The sequence below is a fragment of the Chroococcidiopsis sp. genome (assembly GCF_051657925.1).
Taxonomy (GTDB): Bacteria; Cyanobacteriota; Cyanobacteriia; order Cyanobacteriales; family Chroococcidiopsidaceae; genus Chroococcidiopsis.
This window is the reverse complement of sequence record NZ_JBOFLP010000172.1, coordinates 1-18235: the sequence shown is the minus strand read 5'-3', so window position 1 is coordinate 18235 and position 18235 is coordinate 1. Positions and strand designations below refer to the sequence as shown.

The window sequence follows — 18235 nt, the reverse complement described above, 5'->3', positions numbered from 1 at the left end:
TCCCTACTGGAATTGGGGCAGCTATTGGTGGTTATGCTGGTGATGCGATGCCCGTTGCTAGAACACTCGCCTCGGTATGCGATCGCCTCATTACTCACCCTAATGTTCTCAATGGCGCACAATTATATTGGTCTTTACCTAATGCTTTCTATGTTGAAGGCTACGGACTTGACAAATTCGCAGCGGGATGCTGGGGTTTACGTCCCGTACATCAAAATCGCATAGGTTTAATTCTTGACAAAGGAATGGAATCGGATCTGCGACTGCGACATCTCCAAGCTGCGGATGCGGCTAGGGCAACTTTGGGATTGAATTTAACCGACTATGTTATTACCGATGCGCCTTTGAATGTAGAACTGCGTACGGCTGCTTCTGGGGCGAGTTGGGGAACAATTGGCAATCCCGATAGTTTGTTACGGGCGGCGGAAGTATTGATAAGTAAAGCTGGGGCAGAAGCGATCGCAGTGGTTGCCCGTTTCCCTGATGATGTTGGTAGCGAGGCATTGCAAAACTATCGCCACGGGCAGGGAGTCGATCCGCTAGCGGGTGCGGAAGCGATTATCAGCCATTTAATTGTCAAAACTTTTCAAATTCCCTGCGCTCATTCTCCCGCATTATCGCCCTTACCCCTCGATCCCGATTTGTCTCCTCGTTCGGCGGCGGAAGAATTAGGATATACATTTTTGCCTAGCGTTTTAGTTGGGTTAAGTCGCGCCCCTCAATTTGTGGTAGACAAACCCCAACATTTAGAGGAGATTTGGGCAAAGCAAGTCGATGCTGTCATCATCCCCGCCACTGCTTGCGGTAGTAGCGCCGTCCTCAGTTTGAGTCAATCCCAAACACAAATTATTACTGTGACAGAAAATCAAACCACCATGCAAGTGCCACCCGCACCACTGGGAATTAAAGCGATCGCAGTAAACTCTTATTTGGAGGCAATTGGTGTTATAGCTGCCCACAAAGCAGGTGTTAACCCAACTACCCTCAGTGGGGCGATCGCAAATTTACATTGCTTATCTACCACAGATGACTAGCCGTAGCCCTATACTATCACTAACCCCTAACCGCCCTGCCATTTCCGTGAGTCAGCAGCAAGATCCGAGTATTCAACCTTTGTCACGCCTCCAAATTCTCATGTTGATGGGTGTGACTGCTGTAGTCTTTTTAATAATTGCAAAAGTCTGGTTAAGATTTGGCTCAGTAACTCTCTTAAGTGTTAGTTGGGATGCTAGAGCAATACTCACAGGCATCGGTTTAGGACTCATTATTACTTCTACTAGCTTTATAGTTTATCGATTGTGGCCCGCATATCGTCGTAGTTCGGATTTCTATCTAGAATTTGTCCTCAAGCCATTGTTATTACTAGACATCATCTGGGTAGGATTATTACCAGGACTGAGTGAGGAATTACTCTTTCGGGGTGTTATGTTACCAGCACTTGGCTTAAATGTTACTGGTATCGCCTTATCAAGTCTTTGCTTTGGTGCTTTACATCTCAGCGGTTCTCAGCAATGGTCTTACGTTATTTGGGCAACTATAGTAGGTGCATTGCTAGGATTCAGTGCTGTAGTCACGCATAATTTGTTAGTCCCAATTGTGGCGCATACATTCACGAATTTGATTTCTAGTTATCTCTGGAAGGTAGGACAATCTAATTCGTAAATAAGAACGTACATCTGTGCATTCCCTACGTTTTACATCAAAAAACGACTTTACGACAGTAAAAAGCCTCTGCGTATTTTTCTGGTGCATTCGATTCAATTCCCCGGATTCTTAAAATTGATAAAAAGGTTTCTTCGGTAAACCACTGCTTTTCTATTTGAGTCTGAAAACTGTTGAGAATATGCTGAGTCTTAGTTCGACAAATTGACGGTTCTAAATGCACGAAAAAGTTGGGATTTCCTAAATCGCCATCATACTTGGGAATTTCGTATTCTAAAATTAGATGATTTCTGAAGGTATTCCAAGTTAAATCGGAAATTAATCGATGATCTTGATGTATGTCGTTACGGTAATGAGTCAAAATCAGATCGGGCTGGAATTCTTGTTTTAAGTTTTCAAAAAGTTCTTTAACTTCAATCGCGATGAAAGGCAAAAATCCATCTCTAAAATTGGCGATCGCAATCTTTTTTACTTCCGCACCTTTCAAAAACTGTTTAGCACTCTCATAAGCCTCTTTTTCCCTTTGCGAATTTGAGCTAAATATCACCCAATAAAATACAAGGTTCTGATATTTTTTTATCAGTTTTAAAATCGTACCTCCACACCCAATTTCAATATCATCGCAGTGCGCTCCCAAACACAGGATATTATAAGGTGAATCGCTTTTCTCCTCAAAGTTGAATTTAAGCATCCAGTCTATCTCCCAATCTGATATGCTAGACTAAATGTTTTTGATTCATTAGTTCCCCAGCAATATTCTGACTGAGTAGATTTCCATACCTGCCAAGGTGCTTTCCCTTGGCAATACAAATCATCTAACTGCTGCTGTTCTTTGAAGGTATCCATGCACGCCCAAAAACCATCGTATTTATATGCCGTTAGCTGATTCAACTTCATCAATCTTTGAAATGGCTCGCAAACTAACTCCTCACCTTCATTAATGTATTGATAAATCTCTCGTTTAAAAAGGAAATATCCTTCATTAATCCGAATTCCTGCTTCTTTCACATCTTTAATATCGTTGACTAAACCATCTTCTGTAGCAGAAACAAGGTGAAAGCTATGAGAAGGTTTGACACACAAAAAACATGCTACCCTATCTTTTTGATAAAAATCATCAATGAATCTTGGTAAATTCAGATCGGTCAACCCATCGCTATAATTTGCTAAAAATACCTCTTCACCTTCCAGGTATCTTTCTACCGCTTTAAACCTTTGCCCAATACTAGAATGCAAACCTGTATCGACAAAAGTTATTTTCCAATCTTCGATATCGCTATTGGATAGTTGAATAGTTTTTCCACCATTCAATAATGTAAAGTCGTTAAATAAACATTCATTGTAATGTAAAAAATAGTTCTTTATAGCATCAGCTTTGTAGCCAAGGCACAATATAAAATCTTTATGCCCGTAATAGGCATAATACTTCATAATATGCCATAAAATCGGTCGGTAGCCAATATGAACCATTGGTTTAGGTAAATTTGCAGATGCTTCTCTCAATCGCGTTCCTAAACCACCGCAAAATAAAACAACTTTCATAATATACTCTCCTTATTTCTGTCGGAGTAGATTTCAACTAAGTCATGAGATAGCAAGCAGTTGAAGCACCAACCACCAACTACCAACTACCAACTACCGATTACCCATTACCAACCAACTAAGAATAAACGGTGGTTGTGGCACGCAATCGATCATCGCACGGGACAAGTATTGGCATATGTTCTGGCATCTCACGAGGATTTTGCACTCAAGCAACTGCAACAGTTGTTAGCTCCATTTCAACTGAGACACTTCTACACTGATGGCTGGGGTGCCTATCTACGTCTACTCGAGCGGCAGCGTCATCAAGTGGGCAAGGCAAACACTCAGAAAATCGAACGGAAGCATTTAACATTACGTACCCGCATTAAGAGACTCGCTCGTAAAACAATCTGTTTTTCCAAGTCTGAATGGCTGCATGACAAAGGGAATTGGAATATTTATCAATCGTCATGAATTTGGACGTTCTGTTTAATCCCCAATCCACAGGTGTAGAACACTACCGACTTAGTTTATAGGGCGGGTGGCTAGTTGAACTGTGCCGCGATCGCCACTCAAATGAGGGACTTAATTGTCAACGAGAACGATACTTTCTTGGCAGTATACCACTATAAGTATAAATGCGATCGGCTTTCAGGGTAACAATTATAACTAGGAGAATTACAACTAGGAGAATTACAACTAGGAGAATTACAACTAGGGTAATTCAACCTTTTGCGCTTTTAATCCCGAATCAGCGATCGCCTGTTGGCACTGTTGTCGATTCTGATAGCCAGCAAATAATTTACGCTTGAGCCTACCGATCGTAGCAATCACCTCTCCACTGGGCGCGCAGGGTAATATTATTGCATCTTCTCGTTCCGAAAACATCAATAGTAGTTGCCTAATCCGCTCTCCATCAATTCTTTCGCGGGGATGGAGGATCAACGCCGAGCGAGCTTTATACATTAACCAGTCATGCTGCCACGTACCACCTACCGCAATATCCAAAGCAAAAGCTGCTTCCGGTAGGCGATCGAAAAATGCTGGTGAGTTAGTATCGCCGCAAAATAATAGGTGATCGATGCCCAGCGTGTACCAATGCGACTGCTGGAAACGTGGGGTGACAATTGTTGGATTAGCTTTATGAGCAGCAGCTTTATAGGGAGGTTGTTGTATTTCTGGGACGACTAATTTAACTTCTTTATCTATATTTAGGGACGGCTCTTCTTCTGCTTGAGCTGCTGCCGATTTGAGAGAATGTTCGGTGGGTGAATTGGGAATTTGCTTCAGCTTTTCTTCAGTAACGGCTTTCAAAACTTCTTTATGAGTGACTTTACTACCCGCATTAGCCTGTTGGATAAATTTGTCGCGGATCGCATCGGGAGTCGAAGGCGAAGCTAAGCGATAGAGCGCGGATGGCTCGATGATCATCTGTGCAAATTTTGCATAAGGAAAGGCTTCGTATACATAAATAAAGTTGTATGCCGTGCGCCGACTCCACCCGAATTCAGCTCTCAGCCAAGCATCGAAGTAGCCATGTCCTTTCAGTTCTGCTCTCACCTCAACTAATTTCTTCCCAATTTCCCATATATCTTGAGCTGTACGCTGCAAGCGCTCCTTCAGCTCTTTAGTTCTTTGCTGAACGAGCGAACGGTTTTTCTCACTTAAAACTCTGTAATCGAAACCTGGCTCTAACTCCATTTGTTTAGATTGTTTAGATTTGCTTGGCTTGCATTTGTCGATCCGAGTTCATGACCTTCGATTAATTTATTGACGCTTATTTGTGATATTTTTTAGAGATTTTATTGTAAAAAATGATACAAGTTTGAATCAAGTCAAAAGGAAGTTTTAAACACATAAGTTAAAAATTCAATCGAAAAACTAGACATTAAAGTTATTTTAGAATTTTCAGCCGACAATGGATAGAGATCGCTAGCACAAACCGATACTAAGAATTTAACGACGACCATTTTATGCCTTAACTATGGGGGTTTACGTTTATCAAGTCGAAAATGTTACGATAAGTTAAGAATCTTTTTTAATTTATTGCTTGCGAAATTTTACGGAAAACTGAACCAAGGTTGGGGTAAGTTGTCACAAATTAACCGTGAAATTACGGTTGACAATATCCGAACGACGTTGCGGTCGAAGATCTATCCTGCACCAATTTCATCGCTGTTCCCCGTTACCCGTTGTCCGTTCCCTCGAACAGATAGTTAGGCATGACATTTAGGGATAGATTACATTCAGGGCTAAATACTGCTTGCAGGTTGAGTGCGATCGCGCCTCGCGCTCAACAACAACTACATAGCACAAGTCACACCAACAGCTACAAAAACGTTTTCATGAAGCGATCGCAAGATGGATAGAAAAATGGGTTGCGTAATTCCACCTAGTTGGAGTATATTAACTCTGGCTGCATTAAAATCGCCTTTCGTATCGTAGCTGCGGCAGATTCCAATTATCTGTTGGTCTATAAACGATTACGGACTCAGGTACGGCAATCTAGACCGAGAGACGAAGAAAAAAAGCAGTTCTAACAATTCTTAGAGCAGCTGAAATCTTGAGGAGTTTCCATCTACGGTAGCTGACAGGCTCCTGTGCGGTAGAACACCAAATTTAAATCCAGAGTATTGCAAAATTGTCAGCGAGAGATTGCAGATTTTCAGTCTGAAGATTCTCGCGACAGAGGTGCAGGCATTCGAGCGAATGTCAGACAAATTTTTGACCGCGATCGCCTGAGCATTAGCACGTGCGCCGGCTCTAGGCTGGTCAAGCATAGATCGTGATGGTAAAAGAACATCAAAACAAGTTTTTTGCACGAAGACATGAGTCATATACTGAGTTACATTGAATCGAATCCTCAAGAAACCCAGAGATTGATAGGTCTGAAACACGAGCAGTTACAAATATTAATTAAAAATGCCATAAGATGACATAGCGAAAAACAAGCTTTACTAGAATCTAAGAAAGTGAGAATTATTACAGGAGGAGGAGGTCGAAAACCAAAACTATCTCTCGCAGAGCAAATAATTTTGACTTTGGTTTATCTGCGACATCTGACAACATTTCAACTGCTTGGTATCCAGTTTGGGGTGAGCGAGTCCACAGCAAATGATACATTTAATTACTGGTTGCCACTACTAGAAGAGTTGCTACCATCTAGTTTAATTGAACAAGTTAAAAAAAAGAATCTGATGCTGAAATAGTTCAAGAGATGCTCACAGAATATGAGTTAATAGTAGACAGCTATGAACAAGCCAGAGAAAGACCTGGAGACAACAAAGAACAAGAAAAGTACTATTCCGGCAAGCGGAGTAATCATACATTTAAAACTCAAATGATTATCTGGTCAACTGGCAGAGATATCGTTGATGTTGTTGCCGGACTCCCAGGACCAAAAAGCGATATAACTTTGTTCCCTTGAAAATCGCGGTCGCTTCGCTTCAACACAAAAGTTTAAGGAAGATTTAGGATATCTAGGAGAAGATTTAATTGTCACTCCGATTAAAAAACCGAGAAATGGCAAGTTAACAACGGCTCAGAAAAAAGAAAATCAGGAGTTTTCAACAAGAGCGAGTATTTGTCGAACATCGCATCCGTTCGGTCAAAATATTTCGAGTTGCCCCAGAAAGATTTCGACTCAATCCCCCAAAATATGCCCGAGTCATTCTAACAATTTGTGGATTGGTAAGCGGGCGGAAGCGGAGGTTTCCTCCGCATTAGAGCCGCGTTAGATTCCGAATTGGAGCACTAATATTACCTACGTAAAAAAGTGCAGGCTGGGCAAAAAAACATCATTTATGTTTATCTATTTCCTTTTAGTTCTTAACTAAAACTATCTCAAGCCTTAATTATATCGGGAAAACTCCTGATTTTTGAGTTGAGCAAGCGCAGGCTATAAGCTAGCCACATCAAGGTGTTGAATGTTTTCGGAGATGTCTAGTTACTCGGTTGGAAAAAATTTGTGCCACCAGCTCCTGACGGTAGCGAACCGATTGAATCCTACGGGTGATGTGGAGGGAGCTGGGAGCTGGGGAAGAGAGCTGAGGGAGTCGAGGGAGCTGAGGGAGCTGAAGAAGCTGAGAAGCAGGGGAGTAGGGAGCAGGGAATAGAAAGGGTTAAGTGGCGTGCAAAATTTGCACGATGTTTAATCTTCATTAGTTGACGGTTGACCGACAACTGATATCCTTGTACAGACGTTACATGTAACGTCTGTACGCTGACAACCGCTCACTGTCTTGCAGCAAGAGCGATCGCGGCAGGTAAAATTCGATATTCTTGCTGGTGAATTCGTTGGTGTAGAGTTTGGGGGGTGTCGTTAGGTAAGACGGGTACGGCTGCTTGGAGCAAAATGCGTCCGCTATCGACTTCGGGAACAACTATGTGTACCGTACAACCTGCTATTTTTACACCAGCAGCGAGGGCTTGTTCTACTGCCTGAATGCCGCGAAAGCTGGGTAATAAACTGGGATGGATGTTAATAATTCGTTCGGCAAAAGCATTGATGAGTACTGGCGTGACGATTCGCATCCAGCCTGCCATTATAACCCATGATACGTCATATTGATGTAAAGTTTGAACAATTTGACGATCTAGATCTTCACGACTGGGAAAATGACGATGATTGAGCAAAACGGCAGGTACGTCACGATTTGCAGCTCGAACTGCGACTTTCGCTTCTGGGTTGTTGTAAATTAAAACTTGAATTTTAGCATTAAGTCTACCTTGGGCGATCGCCTCTGCTACAGCTTCAAAGTTACTGCCATTTCCCGAAGCAAGTATACCTAGTTTAATTGGTTCTCCTGGTATCCATATATCAGTGGGATCGACCGGAGAAATTAAGCTGGCAGTAGAGGCGGTGGTTGCTGGGATCGTCATACAGCATTTTATCGAGCAAGGTGTTAACTCAGTCATTATCCATCATTCGACCGGCGATCGCCTTACTCTAGTGTTAAAAAATTGCTAGGAACAGTTATCAGTTATCAGTAAAGAAGGGATGTAGGGTGTGGGGTGTGAGGTGTAGGGAGAATTCGGAATTCGGAATTAATGCATGAATTTTGAATTTTGAGTTGCTTCCTCTGCCCCTCTGCCCCTCTGCCCCTCTGCCCCTCTGCCCCTCTGCTCCCTGCTCCCTACTCCCTGCTCCCTTTAATTAGTAAAATAGCCCTACAAAGTTAAAATACAAAGTATGGCTTTTGAGCGTTCTCGCAAGCAACTGCTAGATAACGATGCGATCGCAGCATGGATTTTTCTAACGCCAGCGCTGCTCATGCTAGGAATATTCCTAATATTTCCCATTGCTTATCTGTTTTACCTTAGCTTCACTACAGGAAGTTTTACTGCTGCTGGCGTGCGCTGGGTGGGGTTTAACAATTACTTACGGCTAATTCTCAATCCTGATTTTTGGCAAGTTCTTAGTAACACTTGCTATTTTACCATTGCTACAGTAATTCCCAGCCTAGTGATTCCTTTAGGTTTGGCAGCACTATTAAACCGCAATATAGCTTGGCGAGGGTTATTACGCAGCGCCTATTTTCTCCCTTCAATTGTGTCTATTGTCGCCGCTGGGTTAGGATTTCGCTGGCTATTTCAAACCGATGGACCAGTCAATACATGGTTGAATGCAATTGGAATTTCTCCGATTCCCTGGCTAGGTAGTAATATTTGGGCAATGCCAGTCATCATTTTATTGAGTATTTGGAAGCAGCTAGGCTTCAATATGGTGGTATTTCTAGCAGGATTGCAAGCAATTCCTCCCAGTCGTTATGAAGCGGCAGAATTAGATGGAGCAAATGCTTGGCAGCAATTTTGGTACATCACTTTACCAGGATTGAGACCGACGTTAATCTTTGCTACGATTACAACGGCAATTTTTACTTTGCGGGGTTTCGAGCAAATTTATGTCGTGACTGGTGGAGGACCTTTAAATTCTACTAATATTTTAGTTTATTACATTTATCAAGAAGCTTTTGGGCAATTTGATTTCGGTTACGCTGCGGCTGCGGCTACAGTTTTGTTATTGGTAGCGCTAGTTTTAGTTTATATTCAGTTGCGAACTTGGGACGAAGAGTAGAAGCACGTCATATATATTTTTTGCTACAAATTAACGAAATACAACTAAAGAAGATGCTGTTTTTGCTTTCTGCCTAGCTCTTTCTATCTCACTCATAGTTTGTAATGAAAGAAAACCAAAACCTACCTTGGAAGCCATATCGAGGAGAGTAACAAACATTGTTTCCACACTCAGATTTAAGAAATTCAAACCTGCGGGACTAAGAATCCAGATTATTGGGTAAAATGTCCATATTGTCAAGTGAACTTTTAGCAGTTTGTGGAAAGCTGGAACAACTCTAGGGAAGGTACGTTCTACTTGTCTGCGATATTGATGAAGGAGAAGATATACAGTAGCACAGTAAGCTGCACAACTGACAATATACCAAATATAATTAACTGGATAGGGTGAAATAGTAGCAACAAAACCAGCAGCAATTGTATAAGCATTTGCTCCCAATAAACTAGCTGTAGTTGTGATACTAGTTTTACCGAGATATGTGAGAATTAATAGCAATAAAGGTGTAGAAATAAACCAGGAAACGTATCTGACCCAAAAAATGGGACGACCGTTAATAAAGTCTACTCCTTGACCGAGAGCCATAATTAAATACAGTCCAGCAGCGATCGCGCAAACGAAAAAGTTGAGCGTATACAAAATCTGCCAGCGCTGATTTTTCGCATTGTGAGCACCAATTCCAAAAACGATCGCACCGAACGACATACCAAATACGCCAAGCCACTGCCAGAGAAATGTCATAATTTTATAACTTATAACTTGCCATATAATCTACCATTGGTTGTGCGAACCAATAGTCACGCGAGAACTACCAGCAACTGCTAGCATTTGCTTAGCTTGATTCAGATGTCCGTCAACTACATTACTCCCATACTGACTAATTGGCTAGTGTCAATTTTTTGAACTGTTGGCATAATTTGCGAATATGGAAAAGCGATGTTACATAACACTATCATTTGAGATTAACACTGTAATTCGAGAGCTAGTATGGTTAAATGTAATTCCTTAAGTTTCAGTAAATTTCATCATAATATTCATACTTGCCTCATGCAAACGCTCGGTCTCGATACTTAGCGCTCGTCCCTCGTCATTCCAAAGAAAAAGCCTAAATCAAGAAATTATCTTTCTGAGTTAGGCTTTCTGAGTTAGGCTTTCTAGTTTAGGCTTTTACGTGCAGACTATGAGGAGATGTAAATCTTCTTCCTCATATCTCCACTAATATCCCAACTATCTGAGCAGCTTGCTGCTCTACTTGCTAAAAGCGTCCTTAATGGTGTCAACAGTGCGCTTGACAGCGTTCATGTTTTTATCTACTGCTTTTTCAGTCCGAGCTGCATCTTCCTCAGCTCTTTGCTCGATCCGATCCCGATCGCGCTTGGCTTTGCGCTCAACGCCACTACCCTCGTCGTCAGCTCGATCGACTTTAGCAGCATTTTTGTTGGCAGTTCGCTCAACTTTGTTTGCCGTATCCCGGATCAAATTCTTGGAGCCTTTAGCAACATCATCAGCTGCCTCTTTAGTTCGATCGCCCATATCTGCCGCTGCAAGCGAAATCGGAGCGGGACTAGCCATTGCTACAGGATTTGAGAACAAGGCAAAGTGCCATACAAAGGCGATCGCAGACAGAAGAAATAGCGTTGTTGCCAGAAAACGTCCCAAAGTCGAAACTTGTTGCTTCAAATATGTCAGTTTCATCGGATACAATCTCTATACGATTTAGCATTTACAGTACTCCAACTAACTCATCTGCTAGATCGTTCTGTGGATAGAGGGTTATCAAGTTACTCAGTTGTTAACTAAATTTCCTCCTTTCGGTAGACTAGAAGTCGTTCCTTAATTTAATCCTCGCCAGTAGCAACAGTCATCCCATTTGATTTAGAGAGCTGATGGTTTGAAGATTACGGGTACTACATCCATCGATCGCCACAAGGCGATCGCAGATTTAAACGAAGAACATCACAATGGTGGATGCATCGTTAAGACACGCCACTTATATTTGCGTAGCGGTAGCGGATGATACCACCAGATGACGATCCAAGAGCAATGAACCAATAATGAATGCAAAAATTAAAAATCAGCCTGGAAGACCGCGTAGTGTAGAAGCCGATCGCGCTATTCATAGAGCCACCTTGGAACTCTTAGCCGAGGTAGGTTACGATCGCATGAGTATAGAGGCGATCGCTAGCCGTGCAGGAGTGGGAAAAACCACGATTTACCGACGCTACAATTCAAAAGAAGAACTGGTGGCAGATGCGATCGAAAGCCGTAGAGAAGACGTAGAAATTCCAGATACGAAAAACTTTTGGAGCGATATCGATTTAATTATTGCCAGTGCTACCCAGATGACCTTAGATCCTCTGGGACGGCAAATTGTGGCTTTAATTATCAGTACAGCATCTAACAATCCCCAGTTTGCTCAAGTTTACTGGGCGAAATATCTCCAACCCCGTCGCCAAGCCTTTACTGCTGTCATCGCACAAGCAAAAAGCAGACAGGAAATTGCCACAGATATAGATGCCGATCTTGTCTTCGACCTTATTAGCGTGATCATGCTTTATGGGTTGGTATTTCCACCTGTAAATGAGTCGTATCAAGCATACGTTCGTCGTGCTGTTGGTTTAGTTGTAAAAATGTAGTTGTCATCTAATTTTGAAAACTTAGACTTCAACCGAATGTCTACTCTACCATCGGGATGCAATCTTCGCCCCGCCAATGCTAAGGATACTTGGGCGATTCGGAAGTTGGTGCTATCGGCAAAACTCGACCCGACGCAGTTACGCTGGCAACAATTTTCAGTCGTTGAATGCAACGGACGAGTAGTTGCTTGCGGGCAGTTACGGGCTTTTGCTGGGGCGCAAGAATTGGGTAGTCTAGTGGTTGCCTCTAACTGGCGGGGTAAAGGTTTGGGAACATACTTGGTGGAATATTTAATTGAACAAGCAACTCAGCCACTTTATTTAGAATGCTTGGGACGTAAACTAGCAGAGTTTTACACTCGCTTTGGTTTTGTTGCAGTTACATGGAAAGAATTACCGCGATCGCTCAAATTTAAGTTTGCTTTGTCTAACTTGGTAGCGAAAATCGGTGTTCCTGTAACAATTATGCGTTGTTCAAAGCTGTAGTCGTTAATCATACTAGGGAGCAGGGAGCGCACGAGCAGGGAGTAGATGAAAAAATTTTGGTTCAAGTAAGAACGCAATAAAACGCATGAGTCTATCTTTTGAGAGAAACACTGCTGTGATTCTTGCCATAAAATCAAAAAATAAGTTCGATAAAGCTTGGCGATAGTGTTACTATGGCAAACTCAAAATCGGCAAAAAAATCTGCTGCTCATATTGACAAAACTACAGCTAAAGAGACAGCAAAAATTGCTCGCGTTATGTCTCCTGAGACGGCTGTAGCAGACGAGTTACCACCAAAACCCGATTATCCCCGCTATCGCGTCACTCCCAACGAACCAATTCAATTAAGTCAAATCGACCCAGATACTTGTGAAAGCTATCAGAGCAAGAAAGAAATAGAAGCAGAATTAGAGTATTATCGCGATCGCTTGAGTTTGTTACAAGAACGCCTGTACGCCGAGCAGCAGCGCAGTCTGCTCATCGTATTGCAAGCGATGGATACTGGTGGTAAAGACGGCACAATTAAACATGTTTTTCAGGGGATCAATCCTCAAGGTTGTCGAGTTTGGTCTTTTAGAAATCCCAGCCAAGAAGAATTGAGCCATGATTTTTTGTGGCGATACCATCAGCGAACACCGCAAAGAGGCATGATTAATATTTTTAATCGTTCTCACTACGAAGATGTATTAATCGTGCGCGTTAAACAACTCGTACCGGAAGCAGTATGGCAGAAAAGATATCACAGCATTAATGAATTTGAACAAATGCTGGTTTTAAATAATATCAGTATTATTAAGTTTTTTCTACATATTTCTAAAGACGAACAAAAACGTAGATTAGAAAAGCGACTGGAAGATCCAGATAAGCGATGGAAATTTTCAATTAACGATGTCAACGAGCGGAAATTATGGGATGATTACCAACAAGCTTATGAAGATGCAATTAATTATTGCTCTACAGAGTATGCTCCTTGGTATGTCGTTCCAGCAAATAAGAAGTGGTATAGAAACTTAGTTATTGCTCGGGCGATCGCCGATACGTTAGAAGCAATGAATCCACAATATCCAGCAGCAGCGCAAGATATAGAAAATATCATTATTCCTGATTGACAGTTATCAGTTGTCAGGGAGTAGGGAGTAGGGAGCAGGGTGTAAAAAGATTTTGACTTTTGACTTTTGTTGATGCTTATTCCGAGCGCAAAGCTTTAACCGGATCGAGTTGGCTGGCACGGAGAGCGGGAATAAAACCAGCACCCATACCGACTAATAAAGCTGAAGCTAGCGCTAGACTTGCCGTACTGGGTTCAAATTGGTAGGGTAAGTTAAATGTATCGGCGACTGCAACAGCGAGCCGTTGGCGAAAGAATTCTAGCTCTGCTCGGCTCATTTGAGCGCTCAAGTCGCTGCCTGCTTGCCAATTGAGTCCTACCATAATCTGAGGCGCGTCTCTTTCTGCTAATCGTTGGGCAATAACAATCCGGCTAATACTACCAACTTGAAGCGTAGCACTGACCGCAGCCACACCCATAAATACCCCTAACGCCGTCAAAGCAGAACGCAGGGGATTGCTACGCAAAGAGTGAAAGGTGAGGACTAGCAGTTCGACTAGTGAAAGGCTCATTAGGTAATTGGTAATTGGTAGTTGGTAAAAGAGTGGTGCGTGGTGCGTGAGAACAAGACACTGCTAACTGGTCACTGGTCACTGGTCACTGGTCACTGATAACTGCTCCCTACTCCCTGCTCCCTTTCTTCACTGGTCACTGATAACTGGCGTGCCTGGGGTCAGGGTGGCTTCGGCAGGGGGTAAAATTACTTTTTCGCCAAAGTTCAGTCCAGCAGCAACTTCGGCGGTGAGTAACCCTTCTAAACCCAATTTAAGATATCGTTTCTGAGCTTTGTTTTGACTATCTTGTACCCAAACAAAAGGACGTTGTTCGGTGCGTTGAATAATTTCTGAATTCAAGACTAAAACGTTGCGCCGCTGCTCTAGTACGATTTCAACGTTTACGCCGCTACCTGGAATGAGCGATCGCGTGGGGGTGTCGAGCTTGACTGTTGCAGGTACTCTAGGTTGATTCGAGCGATCGCTACTACCACCACTACGACCACTTTGTTTTTGACTTTCTTCGGGAGTAACAGCTTGGGGATATACACTTTGGATTTTACCTGTAAACGTTTTGGCGTTAGGAGCGATCGCGCTGACGCGAACCACTTGATTGACTTTTACTTGGGCGGCGTTCAGGGGAGAGAGCAAAAGTTTGATTTTCACTTGCGCCGGATCGCCTACCGTTAATAGATCGGTACGCAACTCAACTCCATCACCATTTTTGACGCTGACTCCCAAAACCGTGCCATCTAGCGGCGATCGCACTAATGTATCTTGGAGTTTTTGCTGAATGCTTTGACGCTGAAGTTGCTCGATCTGAAGTTGGATTGTCGCATTCTGAGCCTCTAACTGAGCGTTGCGGATGTCAGCTTCATTCTGCCGCACTTTATCCTCTAGCTCTTGGACTTGTTGTTGCGCCACGGCTCCTTCCTGTGCCAAAGCGTCTAGTTTTTTCCGAATTTTTTCATCGGCAATTAACTGTTCCTGAGCTTCCAAGATTTTTTGGCGATTGCGTACCAAAGTAGCTTGCGCCTCTAGGATTTTCAATTGCTGGTTAGCTAAAGCGGTTTGGCGCTCGGGATAGCGGAGAATGACGAGTACCTGACCGGCTTTCACTTGATTTCCCGGCTGTACTAGCGCGCGATCGACAGCGCCTTCAGTGGGCGACTCGAGCGTTCGTTGTCTCTGAAGTTCCACAGTACCGCTTTCATCAATTGTAACGCTCTTTCATCACTCTAGGCAGAAGAAAATGAGAAATCCTCGAAATCTGAAAGGTCTGGAATAGCGCCTCGCATTCGATTCATCAAGGCAATCAGTGTTGAAAAGCCAATTGATAAATGTGCAATAGGAAATACGATTAGCCAAGGTTTAATTAGATTACAGAAGATGAAAGGTTGAATAACCAAACGTAGATTGTTGAGCAGATTTTTCCATCCTTGCCCGAAGTCCCACCACTCATGCTCTTTAAACTTTTCCACAATTGGATCTGAAGCTGAGTGGATGCCTTGGTTGTCAGCATTATTCAAAACTTGAGAGTGAAGACTCACCAAGAGGTAGGCACTCATTACTAGTTCCCACCACTTCTCTATTTGAGCATAAGCCGTTACCCGAAAATCAGCAATACTAGTTCATTCTTACTCTGCTTTAGTCCAGACTCCACCCAGTTTCTTAATCCATACAAATTTCCGACTTCTTTATACTTAATCCCAGAAACTTTGGTCATAATCAACTCCTTTGAATTTTTTGGGAGAGTCTTTGGAGCTGTAGTAACTTGCCAATACTGAATTTGACGACGCTGATGCATTTGGCGATAAAAAGATAGTCCAGCCTTATTGTCCTCTCTAGTTGTCGTGAAATTAGTCGCGTTATTTATTGAAGGCTGGACTATCTTTCCAGCCTTACCCCCAAAACCAAAAATGATTTCTTGAATATATCGTTTCTCTTTTGTCCCATCAGAAAAAATCCGGTCATAGGGTCGCCAACGGTTGTGTCTTACTTTTTGTCCCTGTGGTAGCCAAACACCATGATTACTACGAATTGCGACTACAAAATCTAGTTTTAACTCGTACAATACACTCAAAAAGTTACTATCGCTTTCACCATACAGACTATCTGCAAGTACTAACTTGAACTTCAACCTGATGGCTTGAAGTTCTCGAATCATGGCAGCAGCAATTTCTGGCTTGCTGAAATATCTGTCTTTTTCTAATAATCTTTCTTTAGGCTTATAGACTTTAAACAACAAAGGAAATGTCATCCCTTCCAATAAACCGTATGCAGTAACTACAACTATCCCCTGCTCAACTTTTCCGAGATTTCCGATATACTGTCGTTTGACGTAATCGGTTGTATCTCCTTTCTTTTTATCTCCTATTTCATCAATAATTAGTACGAACTCTCGTCCTGCTAAAACTTGTAGAATTAGCTTCGATCTTGCCTCTGTCAAAGATTTTACTATCCAGGGTGATTCAGTCAGAAAGTGTAATAATCGAATGGCACTAAGATAAGGTCGAAGCTATCGAGGAATAAAGGTTGCAGCTCTTGTGGGATTTGGAGAAGAGTAGACAGATGAGGGAATCGCAGACAAGCAAACGTTAATGATTCGGCTTATGAAGCAGGTGTTGTCTATTTTTCTACAGGTAGAAAAAGCTTCCAAGCCCGTAAAATACGAATTTGATGCTTGGAAGCGAATATGTCTACTACTACTGTGCCGAATCGTGTAAGAATTCTCAAGGAGAAATTTAGCCGAAGCCTAGGGCTACCGTTCCAAAAACTACTGCCAGAGTCAGAGATTGAAAAAGCACTTAATGAATTAAAAATTAAATATCGTCGTCGGCTGTTTGACCCGCTTGTAACCCTATGGACATTTTTATCTCAGGTTTTAGATGTTGATAAAAGTTGCCACAATGCAGTGAGTAGAGTTATTGCTTATTTAGCGGCTGAAGGAGTAGAAATTCTTTCAACGGATGTGAGTGCTTACTGTCAAGCAAGAGCAAGGCTACCAGAACAGTTATTAGAAAAAATTTTTGGTCAGGCGGCACAAAGTCTAGAAGAAAAAGTCACAACGGAATATTTATGGTGTGGTCGAAGTGTAAAAGTGATAGACGGTTCAAACGTGTCAATGCCTGACACAGTGGAAAATCAGAAAGCTTACCCTCAGCCTACTAGTCAAAAACCTGGTTGTGGTTTCCCAATTGCTAAAATTGGTGTTTTATTTAGCTTGGCTACAGGCGCTGCCATTGCTCTAGCTATTGATGTCATCAATACTCATGATATTCAATTAGCTAGGAATCTTTATAAATTTCTTCAAATCAAAGATGTACTTTTAGGGGATAGGGCTTTTTGTGCTTATGCCGATTTGATTTCCATTACAAGTCTTGGGTGTGACGCAGTATTCCGTAAACATCAGTCTCGAAAAACCTCAATGCGAAAAGGTAAAATTGTCGGTAATTGTGACAAGTTTGTAATTTGGTATAAACCTCAAAAATGCCCTACAGGGTTAAGCAAAGAGGAATTTGCCGCTCTTCCCCTAACTTTAGCTGTGCGAGAGATTTATTACTACATTATTATCCCTGGCTTTCGGACTCAACAAGTTAGCTTGATTACAACTTTATTGGATACAGAAACTTATCCTACATTAGAAATTGTCAAACTTTACGATGACCGTTGGGATGTTGAAGTAAATCTAAAACATTTGAAATCCACTTTAGGAATGGAAGTTTTACGATGTAAATCTCCTTCTATGGTACGCAAAGAACTTTATGTTTATTTGCTTGCCTACAATCTACTACGTGCCTTAATGTGGCAGGCAGGTATAACTTATAGTACGCCGCCACTACACTTGTCTTTACAAGGTACTCGTCATCATTTCGATAATTTTATTCCGGAATTGTTGGGAAACTCTGAAGTCAAATGCCACCAGATTTATCAAATTTTACTCAAAATTATCGTTCACAAACCAATCCCACAGCGTCCTGGTCGGGCTGAACCCAGAGTTAGAAAGCGTCGCCCCAAAGCTTACCCATTGATGAAACAACCCAGAACTCAATTACGCCGCCAATTACAAGCTGTTTGATTTAATAGCGTTGTGGCTTATCTTAGTGCCATTCATCTATAGTCTTTGGAGTGGCGATCGCCCGTTTTAAAAAGTTTGCGATCTAGTGAAAATATTTTCAAACGGGGTATAATTATGGCAACAATGGGAAAATACTGCAAAGCTTATCCGCTCAAGAAGTTGCGTGAGTTCAGT

22 protein-coding genes and 2 pseudogenes are annotated in these 18235 nt (G+C 42.2%); 13 read left to right on the top strand and 11 right to left on the bottom strand.

The window, feature by feature from the left end:
- Positions 1-1034 (top strand): DUF3326 domain-containing protein (locus tag ACRC32_RS14105; protein ID WP_438554567.1); only part of this gene is annotated, 1034 nt, incomplete at its 5' end.
- Positions 1027-1662: a CPBP family intramembrane glutamic endopeptidase gene (locus tag ACRC32_RS14100; RefSeq protein WP_438554566.1), complete on the top strand. Its 636-nt coding sequence runs from the start codon at positions 1027-1029 to the stop codon at positions 1660-1662. The genes ACRC32_RS14105 and ACRC32_RS14100, both read left to right, overlap by 8 nt.
- A 37-nt stretch (positions 1663-1699) precedes the next feature.
- Here the strand turns inward: ACRC32_RS14100 and ACRC32_RS14095 are convergent, their stop codons facing one another.
- Positions 1700-2353, bottom strand: coding sequence for a PIG-L deacetylase family protein (locus ACRC32_RS14095; protein WP_438554565.1), 654 nt, complete (start codon positions 2351-2353; stop codon positions 1700-1702).
- Positions 2354-2358: 5 nt separating this feature from the next.
- Entirely contained in the window at positions 2359-3204 is an 846-nt protein-coding gene (locus ACRC32_RS14090) for a sugar phosphate nucleotidyltransferase (protein WP_438554564.1), read from the bottom strand.
- A gap of 120 nt (positions 3205-3324) precedes the next feature.
- Between ACRC32_RS14090 and ACRC32_RS14085 the strand changes: the two are divergent.
- Positions 3325-3679 (top strand): annotated as a pseudogene (locus tag ACRC32_RS14085) (IS1 family transposase); the annotation flags it as partial.
- A gap of 221 nt (positions 3680-3900) precedes the next feature.
- Here ACRC32_RS14085 and ACRC32_RS14080 read toward each other — a convergent pair.
- Entirely contained in the window at positions 3901-4887 is a 987-nt protein-coding gene (locus tag ACRC32_RS14080; protein ID WP_438554563.1) for a DUF3102 domain-containing protein, read from the bottom strand.
- A gap of 521 nt (positions 4888-5408) precedes the next feature.
- On the opposite strand from ACRC32_RS14080, the gene ACRC32_RS14075 reads away from it, so the two are divergent.
- The 4 genes from ACRC32_RS14075 (at position 5409) to ACRC32_RS14060 (ending at position 7301) form a co-directional block, all read left to right on the top strand.
- Entirely contained in the window at positions 5409-5555 is a 147-nt protein-coding gene (locus ACRC32_RS14075) for a hypothetical protein (protein ID WP_438554562.1), read from the top strand.
- A 603-nt stretch (positions 5556-6158) separates the two neighbouring features.
- Positions 6159-6395, top strand: a complete 237-nt coding sequence (locus ACRC32_RS14070; protein WP_438554561.1) for a helix-turn-helix domain-containing protein — start codon at positions 6159-6161, stop codon at positions 6393-6395.
- Between the two features lie 8 nt (positions 6396-6403).
- Positions 6404-6613: a transposase family protein gene (locus tag ACRC32_RS14065; protein ID WP_438554560.1), complete on the top strand. Its 210-nt coding sequence runs from the start codon at positions 6404-6406 to the stop codon at positions 6611-6613.
- Positions 6614-7112: 499 nt separating this feature from the next.
- On the top strand, positions 7113-7301 hold the full coding sequence (locus tag ACRC32_RS14060; RefSeq protein WP_438554559.1) for a hypothetical protein: 189 nt from the start codon (positions 7113-7115) through the stop codon (positions 7299-7301).
- Between the two features lie 118 nt (positions 7302-7419).
- Here the strand turns inward: ACRC32_RS14060 and purN are convergent, their stop codons facing one another.
- Positions 7420-8067 (bottom strand): phosphoribosylglycinamide formyltransferase, encoded by a 648-nt coding sequence (purN, locus tag ACRC32_RS14055; protein ID WP_438554558.1) that lies wholly within the window; start codon positions 8065-8067, stop codon positions 7420-7422.
- Between the two features lie 310 nt (positions 8068-8377).
- On the opposite strand from purN, the gene ACRC32_RS14050 reads away from it, so the two are divergent.
- Positions 8378-9262 (top strand): carbohydrate ABC transporter permease, encoded by an 885-nt coding sequence (locus tag ACRC32_RS14050; protein WP_438554557.1) that lies wholly within the window; start codon positions 8378-8380, stop codon positions 9260-9262.
- 30 nt (positions 9263-9292) lie between these two features.
- Here ACRC32_RS14050 and ACRC32_RS14045 read toward each other — a convergent pair whose 3' ends face one another.
- Together ACRC32_RS14045 and ACRC32_RS14040 are read right to left on the bottom strand one after the other, a co-directional pair.
- A complete protein-coding gene (locus tag ACRC32_RS14045; RefSeq protein ID WP_438554556.1) occupies positions 9293-10000 on the bottom strand; it encodes a bacteriorhodopsin in 708 nt (235 codons plus the stop codon).
- A 507-nt stretch (positions 10001-10507) separates the two neighbouring features.
- Entirely contained in the window at positions 10508-10954 is a 447-nt protein-coding gene (locus ACRC32_RS14040; RefSeq protein ID WP_438554555.1) for a hypothetical protein, read from the bottom strand.
- A gap of 196 nt (positions 10955-11150) precedes the next feature.
- Here ACRC32_RS14040 and ACRC32_RS14035 point away from each other — a divergent pair, with 196 nt between their 5' ends.
- The 4 genes from ACRC32_RS14035 to ACRC32_RS14020 all read left to right on the top strand — a co-directional run bounded on the left by ACRC32_RS14035 (position 11151) and on the right by ACRC32_RS14020 (position 13490).
- Entirely contained in the window at positions 11151-11276 is a 126-nt protein-coding gene (locus ACRC32_RS14035) for a hypothetical protein (RefSeq protein WP_438554554.1), read from the top strand.
- Positions 11277-11313: 37 nt separating this feature from the next.
- On the top strand, positions 11314-11895 hold the full coding sequence (locus ACRC32_RS14030; protein WP_438554553.1) for a TetR/AcrR family transcriptional regulator: 582 nt from the start codon (positions 11314-11316) through the stop codon (positions 11893-11895).
- A gap of 36 nt (positions 11896-11931) precedes the next feature.
- Entirely contained in the window at positions 11932-12381 is a 450-nt protein-coding gene (locus ACRC32_RS14025; protein WP_438554552.1) for a GNAT family N-acetyltransferase, read from the top strand.
- Between the two features lie 173 nt (positions 12382-12554).
- Positions 12555-13490 (top strand): polyphosphate kinase 2 family protein, encoded by a 936-nt coding sequence (locus tag ACRC32_RS14020; RefSeq protein ID WP_438554551.1) that lies wholly within the window; start codon positions 12555-12557, stop codon positions 13488-13490.
- Between the two features lie 76 nt (positions 13491-13566).
- On the opposite strand, the gene ACRC32_RS14015 is transcribed toward ACRC32_RS14020, so the two are convergent.
- The 5 genes and pseudogenes from ACRC32_RS14015 to ACRC32_RS13995 form a co-directional block, all read right to left on the bottom strand.
- On the bottom strand, positions 13567-14001 hold the full coding sequence (locus tag ACRC32_RS14015; protein WP_438554550.1) for a hypothetical protein: 435 nt from the start codon (positions 13999-14001) through the stop codon (positions 13567-13569).
- Positions 13949-14083 (bottom strand): hypothetical protein, encoded by a 135-nt coding sequence (locus tag ACRC32_RS14010; RefSeq protein ID WP_438554549.1) that lies wholly within the window; start codon positions 14081-14083, stop codon positions 13949-13951. The genes ACRC32_RS14015 and ACRC32_RS14010 overlap by 53 nt, the downstream gene beginning before the upstream one ends.
- A 47-nt stretch (positions 14084-14130) precedes the next feature.
- Positions 14131-15201, bottom strand: coding sequence for an efflux RND transporter periplasmic adaptor subunit (locus tag ACRC32_RS14005; RefSeq protein WP_438554568.1), 1071 nt, complete (start codon positions 15199-15201; stop codon positions 14131-14133).
- Between the two features lie 20 nt (positions 15202-15221).
- On the bottom strand, positions 15222-15551 hold the full coding sequence (locus ACRC32_RS14000) for a hypothetical protein (RefSeq protein WP_438554548.1): 330 nt from the start codon (positions 15549-15551) through the stop codon (positions 15222-15224).
- A 38-nt stretch (positions 15552-15589) separates the two neighbouring features.
- Positions 15590-16474 (bottom strand): annotated as a pseudogene (locus ACRC32_RS13995) (IS701 family transposase); the annotation flags it as partial.
- Between the two features lie 204 nt (positions 16475-16678).
- Here ACRC32_RS13995 and ACRC32_RS13990 point away from each other — a divergent pair.
- The gene (locus ACRC32_RS13990) at positions 16679-18061 is read left to right on the top strand and encodes an IS4 family transposase (protein WP_438554547.1); all 1383 of its coding nucleotides are present in this window, start codon (positions 16679-16681) and stop codon (positions 18059-18061) included.
- Positions 18062-18235: the final 174 nt, after the last annotated feature.